This window comes from Streptomyces eurocidicus (assembly GCF_002891295.1).
Classification (GTDB): domain Bacteria; phylum Actinomycetota; class Actinomycetes; order Streptomycetales; family Streptomycetaceae; genus Streptomyces; species Streptomyces eurocidicus.
Genome location: NZ_LGUI01000009.1, coordinates 60,609 through 73,938, shown reverse-complemented (window position 1 = coordinate 73,938; position 13,330 = coordinate 60,609). Strand labels below are relative to the sequence as shown.

Annotated in this window: 11 protein-coding genes; 4 read left to right on the top strand and 7 right to left on the bottom strand. The window is 73.9% G+C overall.

Going from position 1 to position 13,330, the window contains the following annotated elements; all coding sequences use genetic code 11:
- Positions 1–22 precede the first annotated feature (22 nt).
- Positions 23–1,717, bottom strand: a complete 1,695-nt coding sequence (locus AF335_RS24300) for an MFS transporter (protein ID WP_102920569.1) — start codon at positions 1,715–1,717, stop codon at positions 23–25.
- 159 nt (positions 1,718–1,876) lie between these two features.
- Between AF335_RS24300 and AF335_RS24295 the strand changes: the two genes are divergently transcribed.
- Complete coding sequence (locus AF335_RS24295; protein ID WP_102920568.1) at positions 1,877–2,470, top strand: TetR/AcrR family transcriptional regulator; 594 nt, start codon at positions 1,877–1,879, stop codon at positions 2,468–2,470.
- 115 nt (positions 2,471–2,585) lie between these two features.
- On the opposite strand, the gene AF335_RS24290 is transcribed toward AF335_RS24295, so the two are convergent.
- From AF335_RS24290 to AF335_RS24275, 4 genes are all read right to left on the bottom strand, one after another.
- Positions 2,586–3,491: a carbohydrate ABC transporter permease gene (locus tag AF335_RS24290; protein ID WP_102920567.1), complete on the bottom strand. Its 906-nt coding sequence runs from the start codon at positions 3,489–3,491 to the stop codon at positions 2,586–2,588.
- Position 3,492: 1 nt separating this feature from the next.
- Positions 3,493–4,863 carry an extracellular solute-binding protein gene (locus AF335_RS24285; protein ID WP_244927139.1) on the bottom strand — a complete coding sequence of 457 codons (1,371 nt, stop codon included), beginning with the start codon at positions 4,861–4,863 and terminating at the stop codon, positions 3,493–3,495.
- 90 nt (positions 4,864–4,953) lie between these two features.
- Positions 4,954–5,652, bottom strand: a complete 699-nt coding sequence (locus tag AF335_RS24280; RefSeq protein WP_102920566.1) for a response regulator — start codon at positions 5,650–5,652, stop codon at positions 4,954–4,956.
- Positions 5,649–7,334, bottom strand: a complete 1,686-nt coding sequence (locus tag AF335_RS24275) for a sensor histidine kinase (RefSeq protein WP_102920565.1) — start codon at positions 7,332–7,334, stop codon at positions 5,649–5,651. Before AF335_RS24275 ends, AF335_RS24280 begins: the two co-directional genes overlap by 4 nt.
- A 151-nt stretch (positions 7,335–7,485) precedes the next feature.
- On the opposite strand from AF335_RS24275, the gene AF335_RS24270 reads away from it, so the two are divergent.
- Positions 7,486–8,853 (top strand): cation:dicarboxylate symporter family transporter, encoded by a 1,368-nt coding sequence (locus tag AF335_RS24270; RefSeq protein WP_376697771.1) that lies wholly within the window; start codon positions 7,486–7,488, stop codon positions 8,851–8,853.
- A 227-nt stretch (positions 8,854–9,080) separates the two neighbouring features.
- On the opposite strand, the gene AF335_RS24265 is transcribed toward AF335_RS24270, so the two are convergent.
- Together AF335_RS24265 and AF335_RS24260 are read right to left on the bottom strand one after the other, a co-directional pair.
- Complete coding sequence (locus AF335_RS24265; protein ID WP_102920563.1) at positions 9,081–10,601, bottom strand: alpha/beta hydrolase; 1,521 nt, start codon at positions 10,599–10,601, stop codon at positions 9,081–9,083.
- Between the two features lie 46 nt (positions 10,602–10,647).
- Positions 10,648–11,037 (bottom strand): DUF4190 domain-containing protein, encoded by a 390-nt coding sequence (locus tag AF335_RS24260; RefSeq protein WP_228773116.1) that lies wholly within the window; start codon positions 11,035–11,037, stop codon positions 10,648–10,650.
- 184 nt (positions 11,038–11,221) lie between these two features.
- On the opposite strand from AF335_RS24260, the gene AF335_RS24255 reads away from it, so the two are divergent.
- Together AF335_RS24255 and AF335_RS24250 are read left to right on the top strand one after the other, a co-directional pair.
- Entirely contained in the window at positions 11,222–12,439 is a 1,218-nt protein-coding gene (locus AF335_RS24255; protein WP_102920562.1) for a sensor histidine kinase, read from the top strand.
- Positions 12,436–13,113 carry a response regulator transcription factor gene (locus tag AF335_RS24250; protein ID WP_102920561.1) on the top strand — a complete coding sequence of 226 codons (678 nt, stop codon included), beginning with the start codon at positions 12,436–12,438 and terminating at the stop codon, positions 13,111–13,113. The genes AF335_RS24255 and AF335_RS24250 overlap by 4 nt, the downstream gene beginning before the upstream one ends.
- The last annotated feature ends 217 nt before the right edge of the window (positions 13,114–13,330 follow it).

Below are 13,330 nucleotides of genomic sequence, written 5' to 3'. Positions count from 1 at the left end.
GGCACGGTCACCATCGGACGGTTCAGGCGCGGGAGCCGGCCTTCTCCTCCGTGGCGGCCTGCTTCGCCTCGCCCTTCGCGGCGACGGCCGGGCCGCCGGCCGCCGCCTGCGCGCCGCGGCGCGGCAGGAGGAGCGTCACCACGACCGTGCCGATGCCGAGGACGACGGCGCCGATCACGCTGGTGTGGGCGACGGAGTCGGCGAACGCCTTGTGCACGGCCTCGACGACGGTCTGGGCCTGCTGGGCGCCCAGCTGCGCGGCCTTCTCGGCACCGATCTTGGGCGCGGCGCCGGCCGCGACCTGCTTGCCGACCTCCTCGGCGACGTACAGGCCGGCGCCGACGGAGTCCTGCGCGGCGCCGAGCGCCTTCTCCGGCAGCTTCGGGCCGCCGCCCGCGGCGACCTCGGCGGCCGCGTCGGCGAGGTTGGAGGAGTAGGTCTTGGCGAGCACGGTGCCGAGGATGGCGATGCCCAGGGAGCCGCCGAGCTCGATCGAGGTGCTGTTGACCGCGCCGCCGACGCCGAGCTGGGTCTCCGGGAAGGAGCCCATGATGGCGTTGGTGCAGGGCGACAGGGACAGGCCGATGGCCAGGCCCAGGATCATCAGCGGCACGAGGAAGTCGTCGTACGTGGAGTTCGCGTCGACGCGGGTGAGCAGCGCGATGGCGACGGTGCCGACGGTCATGCCCAGCGCGACCGTGACCTTCATGCCGAACTTCGGGGTGAGGAACGCGGTCAGCGCGCCACCGACGAACACGGCGCCGGCCAGCGGCAGCATCCGCACACCGGTGTCGAGCGGCGAGTAGCCGAGCACGAACTGGAGGTGCTGGGTGAGGTAGTAGAAGGCGCCGAAGACGGCGAGGAAGAACAGCGCGACGGCCAGCGTGGAGCCCGCGAAGGCGCGCTTGGCGAAGCGGCGGACGTCCAGGACGGGCTGCGGGTGGCGCAGCTCCCAGAGGACGAAGAGGACGAGGCCGACGCCGGCCAGCACGGCCGCGGTGATCGCCTTGGCGCCCCAGCCGAAGTGCGGGCCCTCGATGATCATGAAGATGAGGGAGCCGACCCAGACGACGGACAGCGCGCCGCCGATGTAGTCGATCTTGTCGACGCCGGACGCCTTGGACGGCGGGACGAGCAGCAGGGCGCCGACGATGCCGAGGACGGCGATCGGCACGTTGATCAGGAAGGTGGAGGCCCAGCCGTGGTCCTCCAGCAGCGCACCGGCCACCAGCGGGCCGACGGCGATGGCGAGGCCGGCCGTGGCGGTCCAGATGGTGATGGCCTTCGCGCGCTCCTCGCGCGGGAAGGTCGCGGCGAGCAGCGACAGGGTGGCCGGCATGATCATGGCCGCGCCGACGCCCATGACGGCGCGGGCGGCGATGACGCCGGTCGAGCTGTCGACGAGCGAACCGGCGACGGAGGCCGCGCCGAACACGAAGAGGCCGAGGACCAGCGCGCCCCGGCGGCTGTACTTGTCGCCGACGGCGCCGAGGATCAGCATCAGCGCGGCGTACGGAACGGTGTAGCCGTCGATGACCCACTGGAGGTCCGAGCTGCCGAGGCCGAGGTCCTTGACCATGTCCGGGGCCGCCACCGTCAGGGACGTGTTCGCCATGACGATGATCAGCAGGCTGAGGCAGAGGACCACCAGCGCCAGCCAGCGCCTCTTGTACGGACCGTCCATCTCGTCGACCGGGGTCGACATCGCGAGGCCCATCGGGCACCCCTTCCCTTCATTTGCACATCGCTGTGCAATTACACAGCAGTGTGCAAGTTACGGGACTGCACGGCCACGTGCAAAATGAGGGGCACGATGTCGGCCAGAAGCCGCGTCCGCAGCACCATCTCCCCGATCGTCCGACCGAGAAGAGACCCCATGGCCGGCAGAGCGGACGCCAACCGGCGCCGCATCATGGATGTCGCGCTCGCCGAGCTGCTGCGCGACCCGGACGCGAGCATGGACCAGATCGCCCGCGCCGCCGGCGTGGTCCGGCGCACGGTCTACGGCCACTTCCCCAGCCGCGAGGCGCTGATGAGCGCCCTCGTCGACGACGCCGCGAGCGCGGTGGAGGTCGCGCAGGCCGAGGCCCTGCGCGAGGTCGACGACCCCGCCAAGGCCCTGGCCCGCTCCATGCTCGCCGCCTGGGACATCGCCGACGGCTACCGCCTGCTGATCGCCCTGGCCCAGCGCAGCGTCACGGTCGAGGGCATCCACCGCCGCCTGGAACCGGTGCGCCGCGAGTGCGCGGCGATGCTCCAGCGGGGCCTGGACGAGGGCCGCTTCGTCTCCCCGCTGCCGGCGATCGCCCTGGCCTACGTCCGCGAGCAGGTCCTCTTCGGCCTGATCCAGGCGGTCAACGAAGGCGTCCTGGACCCCGCGACGGCCGGCCGCTCGGCCGCGGTGACGGCCCTCACCGCGGCGGGGGTGCCGGCCCAGGAGGCGACGGAGCTGGTGGCGGGGCTGGCCTAGGGGCGCGGCGGCCGGCCGGGCCCGGCGGCCGGAGGCCGTCGTCGGCGCCCGGGTGAAGAAGCCCGGCCGGCCCGCTCGCGGCCTGCGGGAGGAGGCCCCGGGCCCGCCCGGGTGCTCAGACCTCCTCCCGCATCAGCCGCAGATAGACCACCGAGAACACGGCGCCCACCAGCAGCAGGAGCAGCGCCACCGCCGTGCCGTACCCGATCAGCGACTTCAGGAACGCCTGGTCGTACATGAACACCGGCAGCGTCTCGCTGCGGTTGCCGGGGCCGCCGCGCGTCATGGCCCAGATGAGCCCGAAGACCGACAGCGTCTGAAGGGTGTTGAGCATCAGGTTGGTGGCGATCGAGCGGCGGATCATCGGCAGGGTGATGTGCCAGAAGCGGCGCGGCCCGCTCGCGCCGTCGACCTCCGCCGCCTCGGTCACCTCGCGCGGGATCCCGGAGAGCGCGGCGGAGTAGACGAGCATGGAGAAGGCCGTGCCCCGCCAGACGTTGGCGAAGGAGACGGCCAGGATGGGCAGGGTGAACAGCCAGTTCTGGGTGGGCAGGTGGAGCTGCTCCAGGACGGCGTTCAGGGTGCCCCGCCGGTTGAAGAAGGTGTAGAGCAGGAAGCCCGCCACGATCTCCGGCACCACCCACGCCGCGATCACGACCGCCCCCGTCACCGCCCGTACGGGCCGGGAGGCCCGCCGCATCAGGGCGGCCAGGGCGAAGCCCAGCGTGTTCTGGCCGACGATCGACGACAGGACCGTGAAGAGCAGGGTCAGCAGCACCGCGTGGCGGAAGCGCTCGTCGGCGAAGGCCCGGCGGAAGTTGGCCAGGCCGACGAAGGACGCGGACTCCTGCCCGGTCAGCTGGGTGTCGGTGAAGGCGAGGTGGACGCAGTACGCGATGGGGCCGGCGAGGAAGACGAGCAGCAGGACCGTCGCCGGGACGACCGGCAGCCAGCGGGCCGCCCCGCGCGCCGCCCGGCGGCCGGTGCCGCCGGGCGGGGCGGGCGCCCGGGCGCCGGCCATCTCACCGCTCCCTTACGGTCACGCCGTCGCCGCCCACGATCGACCGCAGCGTGTCGTCGTAGCGCCCGGCGGCCCGCGGCACCGACGCGTCGCCCGTCGTCACCGACTCCATCGCTTCCTGGATCGCGCTCGACACCCTCGGGTAGACGGGCAGCGCGGGCCGGTAGTGGGTGTATTTCACCAGGCCCGTGAAGAACCCGATGCCCGGCATCGACGACAGGTACCTCGGCGCCGTCGCCACGTCGTCCCGGACGGCGATCTGCGCGTCCCGCACGGCCCACTCCGTCGCGTTCTCCTTCGTCTGGAGCGTCTCGATCACCTGCCAGGCCAGGTCCGCCTTACGGGACTTGGCGCTGATCGACCACGTCCAGCCGCCGGAGAGGCTGACCGCGCCCGGGGCCGCGCCGTCCTGGGTGGGGAAGGGCGCCTGACCCATCACCTTCGTCCACTCCGGCCACGGCTTGCCGCCGGACGGCAGCCAGTTCTTGCCGAGCCAGTTGCCGTCCAGGGCGATGGCGAGCCTGCCCGACGGCAGCCAGTCGGTGGCGACCCGGGCGTCGACGTGCGGGTCGAGCGCGTCGGAGGGGTCCGGGCCGAGCTTCTCGGCGTAGACGGTGCGGACGAACTCCAGCGCGTCCCGGAACCCCTTGCCGCCCGCCACCCACTTCTTCGCCGCCGGGTCGTACAGCGGGTCCTTCCCCGTGCCGTACAGCAGCATCTCGAAGCCCTGCATGGTGGCGGCCTCGCCGGGGCCCTTGCCGGTGTAGACGTTGAGCGGGGTGACGCCGGGGACCTTCTCCTTGACCGCGCGGGCGGCCGCCAGGACGTCCCGCCAGGTCCGCGGCCGCCAGTCGGCGGGCAGACCGGCCTTGGCGAACAGCTCCTTGTTGAACCACAGGCCCCGGGTGTCCGTGCCGTCCGGCACCCCGTACGTCCTGCCGTCCTCGCCCCGCGCCGAGCTCTTCGCCGTGGGGGCGAAGCGCTCCCAGTCGCGCCAGCCGGCCAGCTTGTCGTCCAGGGGTCTCAGATATCCGGCCTTGATGTCGGAGTTGATGAGGAAGGTGTCCTCGCGGACGACGTCCGGCGCGGTCTTCGGCGACCGCATCATCTGCTGCACCTTGGCGTAGTAGTCCGTCTGCGACGCCTGCACGGGGACCAGTCTGAGCTTCTTGCCCTCGTGCGCGCGCTCGAACTCCTTCTTGATCCCGGCCAGATAGCCGTCCATGATCTGGATCTTGTTGTCGGTGTTGCGCTGGTAGGCGATCTTCACGGTGTCCGGGTCACCGCCCGAGCCGCCTCCGCAGGCGGCGAGCGGGACCGCCGCGGCGAGCGTGGCGGCGGCGAGGAGCAGGGAAGTGGTGGTGGAACGCACGGCTACGACCTCCTACGAGCGTCGGCCCTTTGTGAGGTCGTACGTTCCCCGCCCGGCGGCACCGCACGCGTCGGCCACCGGCGCCGCAGGTCAGCGGCTCAGCCAGCGGTAGCGCAGCTCGGGCCGGCCGACCTGGCCGTAGCGCGGGGCCCGGGTGGCCCGGCCGGTGGTGACCAGGTGCTCCAGATAGCGGCGGGCGGTGATCCGCGAGATGCCGAGGCAACCGGCCGCGGCGGCCGAGGAGATGCCGTCGGGGCCCGCCTCGCGCAGCGCCGCCGTGATCGTCTGGAGGGTGTCGAGGCTCAGCCCCTTGGGGAGCGCGGCGGGCTGGGGCGCCCGCAGGGCGGAGAGGGCCGCGTCCACCTCCTCCTGGCCGCTGGCCTCGCCCGCGACCGCGCGGAACTCGGCGTAACGGGCGAGGCGTTCGCGGAGCGTGGTGAAGGTGAAGGGCTTCAGTACGTACTGGACGACGCCGAGCGAGACGCCCTCGCGGACGACCGCCAGGTCACGCGCGGAGGTCACGGCGATGACGTCGGCGCCGTGCCCGGCCGAGCGCAGGCAGCGCAGCAGCTGGAGGCCGTGCCCGTCCGGCAGGAAGAGGTCGAGCAGCAGCAGGTCGACGGGGGCGCGCTGGAGGAACTGCGCCGCGTCGCCCCGGGTGTGCACCACCCCGGCCACGGTGAACCCCGGCACCCGCCGCACGTACAGGGCGTGCGCGGCGGCGGCGAGCGGGTCGTCCTCGACGACGAGCACGCGTATCGGGCGCGGGAGCGGCCGGGGCGCGGTCATGACGACGCCCCGGCCGTGGAGGGCGCCCCGGCCCGCGTCCGCAGCGGCAGCCGGACCGTGAACTCCGCGCCGCCGCCCGGCGCCTCGGCGACGGTGACCGTACCGCCGTTGCGCCGCGCGGCCTGCCGTACGAGCGCGAGGCCGAGCCCCCGGCCGTGCGGGGCGGCGCCGGGCGACTTGGTGGACCAGCCGCGCCGGAAGACCTCGTCCACGGCCTCGGGGGCGACGCCGGCGCCGTTGTCGGCGACGCGCAGGAGCAGATGACCGCCGCCCCCGTCGCCTGCGGGGTCGTCGGCCCGGACCGTGACCGTGACATGGGCGCGGCGGGTGGCGGTGCGCGGTGCCCGGTTGGCCTCCTCGGCGGCGGCGTCGACGCCGTTGTCGATCAGGTTGCCGAGGATGGTCACCAGGTCGCGGGCCGGGAGACCGGGCGGCAGCAGCCCGTCGTCGACGTGGGTGTCGGGGGCGAGGAGGAGCTCGACGCCGTGCTCGTTGGCCTGGGCGGCCTTGCCGAGGAGCAGGGCGGCGAGGACGGGTTCGGCGACGGCGGCGACGACCTGGTCGGTGAGGGCCTGGGCCAGTTCGAGCTCGGCGGTCACGAACTCCACGGCCTCGTCGGCACGGCCCAGCTCGATCAGGGAGACGACGGCGTGCAGCCGGTTGGCCGCCTCGTGGGCCTGCGAGCGCAGCGCCTCCGCGAAGCCCCGCACGGAGTCCAGCTCCCCGGAGAGCGCCTGGAGTTCGGTGTGGTCGCGCAGGGTGACGACGGTGCCGCAGTGCTCGCCGCCCGAGACCGGGGAGGTGTTGACGACCACGGTCCGGTCGGCGGTCAGGTGCACCTCGTCCACCCTCGGCCCGGTGGCCAGCAGCGCCCGGGTGAGGGAGGGCGGCAGGCCGAGGTCCGCGACGGGCCGGCCGACCGACGCCTCATCCAGGCCGAGGAGTTCCCGCCCGCCGTCGTTGATCAGCGCGATCCTCCGCCGCCCGTCGAGCATCAGCAGCCCCTCGCGTACCGCGTGCAGGGTGGCCTGGTGGTAGTCGTGCATCCGGCTGAGCTCGGCGGCGTTCATGCCGTGCGTATGGCGGCGCAGCCGGGCGTTGAGGAGGTACGTGCCCACGCCGCCGAGGGCGAGCGCGCCCAGGGCCACCCCGAGCAGGCCGATGAGCTGCCGCCGGACCTCGGCGCTGATCGCGTCGACGGTGATGCCGGCGCTGACGAGCGCGACGGCGCGGTCCCCGGCCATGACGGGCGCGACGGCCCGGACCGAGGGCCCGAGCGTGCCGGTGTAGGTCTCGGAGAAGGTGCGGCCGCGCAGGGCGGGGCCGGTGTGGCCGAGGAAGGGCTCGCCGATGCGGGCCGGGTCGGGGTGGGTCCAGCGGATGCCGGACGGGTTCATGATCGTCACAAAGTCCACGCCGGTGTCGTGCCGGACCCGCTCCGCGTACGGCTGGAGGGTGGCCGCGGGGTCGACGCCGTCGACCGCCCCCCGGACGGCCGGCGAGGCGGCGACGGCGGCCGCGGCGGCGGTGACCTGGCGGCGGGCGGCGTCCTCGGCCTGACCCCGGTCCGAGACGTAGGCGAAGGCCGCGCAGCCGGCCACCACGGCGGCGACCAGCACGGTCTGCATCGCGAAGAGCTGGCCGGCCAGGCTGCGGGGGCGGGGTACGCGGGGTCTGCGCATGGCGGACAGTCTGCACCGGGGTGCCGTGGTGAACGTAATGCACGCAAGGGTGACCACGGTCACAGACCCGTGCATAGTCACCGGAGCCCCTCTCGTCGGGAGAGCGGGGCCGTGCAGGAGCCGCGTCGACGAGGAGACCTCCGTGACATCCGTGACAGCGCCGTCACCGCCGGACGAGGACGGGCGCCCACGCGCCCGCCGGGACCGTACGCACTACCTCTACCTCGCGGTGATCGCCGCGGTGGTGGCCGGCGTCGTGGTCGGCTTCGCCGCACCCGGGGTCGCCGTCGAGCTCAAGCCGCTGGGCACCGGGTTCGTGAACCTGATCAAGATGATGATCTCGCCGATCATCTTCTGCACGATCGTGCTGGGCGTGGGTTCCGTCCGCAAGGCCGCCAAGGTCGGCGCGGTCGGCGGGCTGGCCCTCGGCTACTTCATGGTGATGTCGACGGTCGCGCTGGCCATCGGCCTGGTGGTCGGCAATCTGCTGGAGCCCGGCAGCGGTCTGCACCTGACCGAGTCGCTGCGGCACGCGGGCGAGGCCCAGGCCAAGGGCGCGCACGAGTCGACGGCCGACTTCGTGCTCGGCATCATCCCCACCACGATGGTCTCCGCGTTCACCGGCGGCGAGGTCCTCCAGACCCTGCTGGTGGCCCTGCTGGCGGGCTTCGCGCTCCAGGCCATGGGGGCCGCGGGCGAGCCGGTGCTGCGCGGCGTGGGGCACATCCAGCGGCTCGTCTTCCGCATCCTGTCCATGATCATGTGGGCGGCGCCGGTGGGCGCGTTCGGCGCGATGGCGGCCGTGGTCGGCGCGACGGGCGTGGACGCCCTGAAGTCGCTCGCCGTCATCATGATCGGCTTCTACCTCACCTGCCTGCTGTTCGTGATCGTGGTGCTGGGGACCCTGCTGAGGCTGGTGGCGGGCGTGAACGTCTTCGCGCTGCTGAAGTACCTGGGCCGGGAGTTCCTGCTGATCCTCTCCACCTCGTCGTCGGAGTCGGCGCTGCCGCGGCTGATCGCGAAGATGGAGCACCTGGGCGTGAGCCGCCCGGTCGTCGGCATCACGGTGCCGACCGGCTACTCCTTCAACCTCGACGGCACGGCCATCTATCTGACGATGTCCTCGCTCTTCGTCGCGGAGGCGATGGGCGACCCGCTCTCGCTGAGCCAGCAGGTCTCCCTCCTGCTCTTTATGATCATCGCTTCGAAGGGCGCGGCGGGCGTCACCGGCGCGGGCCTCGCGACCCTCGCGGGCGGCCTCCAGTCGCACCGCCCCGAACTGGTCGACGGCGTCGGTCTGATCGTCGGCATCGACCGCTTTATGAGCGAGGCCCGGGCCCTGACCAACTTCGCGGGCAACGCGGTGGCGACGGTCCTGGTCGGCACCTGGACGAAGGAGATCGACAAGCCGCGCGTGGCGGAGGTCCTGAGCGGCCGGCTGCCGTTCGACGAGACGACGCTGGCGGGGGACGGGCACGAGGTGGCGGCGGAGCCGCCGCGGGAGCCGGTGAAGGCGTAGGGGGTCGCCCCCCCGGGGCCCCCGCGGAGAAGGCGCGGGACGTCGGCACGGGCCGCGTCCGGCGCCTTCCCGGTTGGGGGCGGCGTCGCCGCCGCGCCCCCGACGCCGGGCCGCACTCATGGGCGTACGGGCCTGGGTGTACGGGCCTGGGCGCACAGGTCTGGGCGTACAAGTCCGGGCGTACAGGTCCCTGAGCCCGCAGGCACCGGAGCTCGCGGGGGTCCCGCCTACCGCCCGCCCCGCGTCCCGCAGGTCAGGTCCTTCGCCGGGAGCCTGCCCGTGGCCAGGTAGGCCGTGGCGCTCCCGTCCGCGCAGGAGTCGGTGCCGAAGAGGACGCCGTGGCCCTCCCCGCCGGCCACGGTGACCATCCGGGAGCCGCGCAGGGCCCGGTGCATGCCCCGGCCGGCGGCCAGGGGCGTCCGGGGGTCCCACTCGTTCTGCACGATCAGCGCTCCGGCCGTGTTGTCCACCCGTGCCGGGGCCTCGCTGCCCTCCTGCCAGAAGGCGCACGGCTTGATGCCGGACGCGAAGTCGCCGTACAGCGGGTACCGGGCCTTGTCGCGGATCGCGTCGCGGCGGTACCGCTCAGGATCGCGGGGCCACGTACGGGTGGTGTCGCCGCACAGGACGGCCCAGGCGCTCGCGTCGGCGTTGTCCGGGGGCACGCCATGGGCGGACGCGGGCGGGGCGGGGGCCGGAGGAGCGGGGTCCGGGGTCCGTCCGGCCGGGGCGTGCCGCCCGCCCCCGGCCGCGGCCTTGAGACCGGCGACCCGTGCGGCGGCCTTCTCGGCGTGGAAGAACCTGGCGCGGTCGGCGCGGAGGTCGTCACCGGTGAGGAGCGCGCCGTCGAAGCGGATGGGCTCGCGACCGGCCCGGGCGACCAGCTCCCGGAAGGTCTCGCGGACCTCGGCCGGGGTGCGGCCCAGCCCGTACGTCGTGTGCCGCGCGGCGGTCCATTCGCTCCACCGCGTGAAGGCGGGCTCGGTGCCCTCCGCCATCGCCTGGAACATGCCCCGCCCGTACCGCGCGGGATCGGCGGCGCTGTCGAGCACGAAGCGGTCGGCCCGCCGGGGGAACAGCTGTGTGTAGACGGCGCCGAGGTAGGTGCCGTAGGAGTACCCCAGATAGGAGATCTTCCCCTCGCCGAGTACGGCGCGGATGACGTCCATGTCGCGGGCGGTGTTACGGGTGGTGAGGTGCCGCAGCGTGTCCCCCGCCCCGGCCCGGCACTTGCGGGCCACCGTACGCGCCCACTCCACGTCCTTCGCGAAGGTCTCGGCCCGGTACGGGCGGTCGCTCCGCTGTTCGTCGGCGGTCAGACCACAGCTGACGGGGGAGCTCCGGCCGACGCCCCTCGGGTCGAACCCGATGAGGTCGTAGCGTCTCCGCACCTCCTCGGGGAGGTTCAGCACCGGGTCGGCGGGCAGGCCGAGGCCGGGCGCGCCGGGGCCGCCGGGGTTGAGGAGCAGCACGCCGTGACGTTCCTTCGGGCCGCTCGCCTTCAGCCGGGACATCGCGATGTCGATGCTCCTGCCGCCGGGGTCGGTGTAGTCCAGCGGCACCTTGAGGGTCGCGCACCGGAGGGCGGCGGGGCTCCGCGCGTCGTCGCAGGGCTGCCACCGGGGCTTCTGCCGCGTGTACGGCCGCAGGGGGTCTCCGGCGGCGGAGGCCGTCGCGTGCGCCGGGGCCGGAGCGAGAGCGGTCACGAGGCCGAGGGTCACGAGTATCGCTGTTCGTGTGTTGCGCACGATGATGCCGTTCCTTGCTGGCGTTGCCGGCCGGGCCGACCGGCGGTCACTTTCCGGTGAGCTGCTGACGTACGCACTGCTCGTACTGCCGGAGGCTGTCGGGCCGGTAGCACTCCTGCGTGTGCTGCGCGTACCAGGCCAGGAGGAAGGCGGACAGGACGGACAGGGCGATCGCGAGGAGCGAGGTCACCACGCCGGTGAGCGCCTTGCCCCGGCCGGCGCCGGTCCGCCGGGCCTTCGGCAGGGCGGCGACGCCGAGGACGAGGCCGAGGGCGCCGAGCAGGCCGCCGACGAGGAGGACCGAGGTGCACAGGCCGGTGACGCCCAGCGCCAGGGCGGCCACGGCCGGGCCGTTCCCGGCGACCGGCGGCCGGGTGCCGTAGGACGCCGTCCAGGCGGGCACGGCCTCGGCCGGTGCGGTGCGATCCGGTGCCATCTGTCTCCCCAGGTGTTCATCAGCCGTCTTCCGTCGGCTGTCTTCGTCGGCTGTCTTCCGTCAGCTGCTCGGGACACGATCCTGGCGCCGGGGGCCAGTCACGCGCATCGCGGCATGGAGGGAAACGGCGCTCCCCCGATCGGGGGAGGTCCCCGGTGGGATACCCGGCCATACTGGCCGAATCATGATCAGAGGAATCCGGCCGCTGCTGCGCGGCTCCACGTACGCGGGCATGCTGTTCGCCTCTTGCGGCGCGCTGGCGAGCCTGCCGCTGCTGCCTTTCGCGGCGCTGCCGGCGCTGGCGTGGCCGTCCGCTCCCTACGGGGTGCAGGTCGTTCTGACGCTGCTGGTCTGGGCGGTGCTGATCGGCGCGGTCGGCCTGGCCCGCAGCACGCGGCGGGTGCTGGTCGCGGGCGCCCGCCGGCTGCTGGGGGTACCGCTGCCGGATCCGGCGGCGAGCGGCACCGGCCACCGGCGGACTGCCCTCTGGCTGCTGCTGCACGTGGCGCTCGGGTGGGCGGGGGCGGTGGCGGGCTTCGTGCTGCTGCTCGCGGCGGTGACCCTGCCGGGCGGCTGGCTGGGCGCCGAGGCGGGGCTGAGCCTGTTCGGCCGGTCGGTACGGCCGGAGCCCGGGTGGCCGGGCGGGGCGGCGGCGCTCTGCTGCCTGCTGCTGACGACGACCCTGTGCGCGGTGGTGACGCGCACCCTGCGGTGGGCGGCGCCCGGGCTGCTGGGACCGTCGCCGGCCGAGCGGCTGGCGCTGGCGGCCGAGCGGGAGCTGCGGCTGGCCGAACGCAACCGCCTGGCCCATGAGTTGCACGACTCCATCGGGCACACGCTGACGGCTACCACGATCCAGGCGGCGGTGGCGGGCGAGGTGCTCTCCGCCGACCCGGCGGCGGCCCGCGCCGCCATGCGCGGCATCGAGGAGTCGACCCGGGCGGCGCTGGAGGACCTGGACTACGTGCTGGGCGTGCTGCGCGAGGAGAAGGCGGGCACCGCGCCGACCCGGACCCTGGCCGACCTGCCCGGACTGCTCGACCGGGTACGGCACACGGGCGCGGTCGTGGAGCCGGAGCTCTCGGGGGACCTGACGCGGGTGCAGGGGACGCTGTCCCGGGCGGCGTACCGGATCCTGCAGGAGGGCCTGACGAACGCGTTGCGGCACGGGGCGGACGGCCCGATCGGGGTCCGGGTGGCGGCCGCGCCGGACGTCCTGGAGCTGAGCGTGGTCAACCGGACGGGGCGGGGTGCGGGCCCGCGCGCCTTCCCGACGTCCGGCCACGGCCTGTCCGGCCTGACCGAGCGCGTACGGCTGCTGCACGGCGAGATCGAGTGCGGCCCGGCCGGGCCCGGCCACTGGCGGCTGGCGGTCCGGCTGCCGATACCGTTGCCGGCATGACCGCTCCTGCCGCCGCCCCGCCCATCACCCTGCTGATCGCGGACGACGACGAGGTGACCCGCAGCGGCCTGCGGACGCTGCTCGCGGCCCAGCCGGGGATCGCGGTGACCGGGGAGGCCGCCGACGGCGTCGAGGCCGTCGAACAGGCCCGGCTGCTGCGGCCGGACGTGGTCCTGATGGATGTGCGGATGCCCCGCCGCAACGGGATCGAGGCCACGCGCCGGCTGCTCGCCGAGTCGGCCGAACCGCCGAAGGTCGTGGTCATCACCACCTTCGAGAACGACGACTACGTCACGGCCGCGCTCAGCGCGGGTGCCAGCGGTTTCGTCCTCAAGCGGCTTCCCGTCCGGCAGATCGCGGAGGCGGTACGGGTGGTGGCGGCGGGCGAGGCGATCCTCTTCCCGGCGGCCCTGCGCCGCATGGTCTCCGCCCGCCCCCTGACCTCCGCCGAGGCACTGCCGAGGGCGGCACTGACGGGCCGGGAGGAGGAGGTACTGCGCCTGATGGCCACCGGCCTGTCCAACCCGGAGATCGCGGAATCCCTCACGGTGAGCCTGGAGACGGTGAAGACGCACGTGGGCAACGTACTGACGAAGCTCGGCGCGCAGAACCGGACGCACGCGGTGGTGATCGCGTACGAGTCGGGTCTGGTGGTGCCGGGGTTCACGGGCTGACGGGGCCGGTGGGACGCGGCCGGGTGAGCCGTCGCGGCCCGGCATCCGGTCCGGGCCAGCCGTCGCGACCCGGCGCCCCGTTCGGGCTCCACGCGGCCTCCACCTCCCCGGCCGCGTGCCGCTCAACGGTCCCGCGGCTCGAACCAGACCTCCTTTCACACGAGGTCGAGAAGGAGCGGATCAGCCAGCCGCCGTCTGCCGACCGCGGCTGACCAGA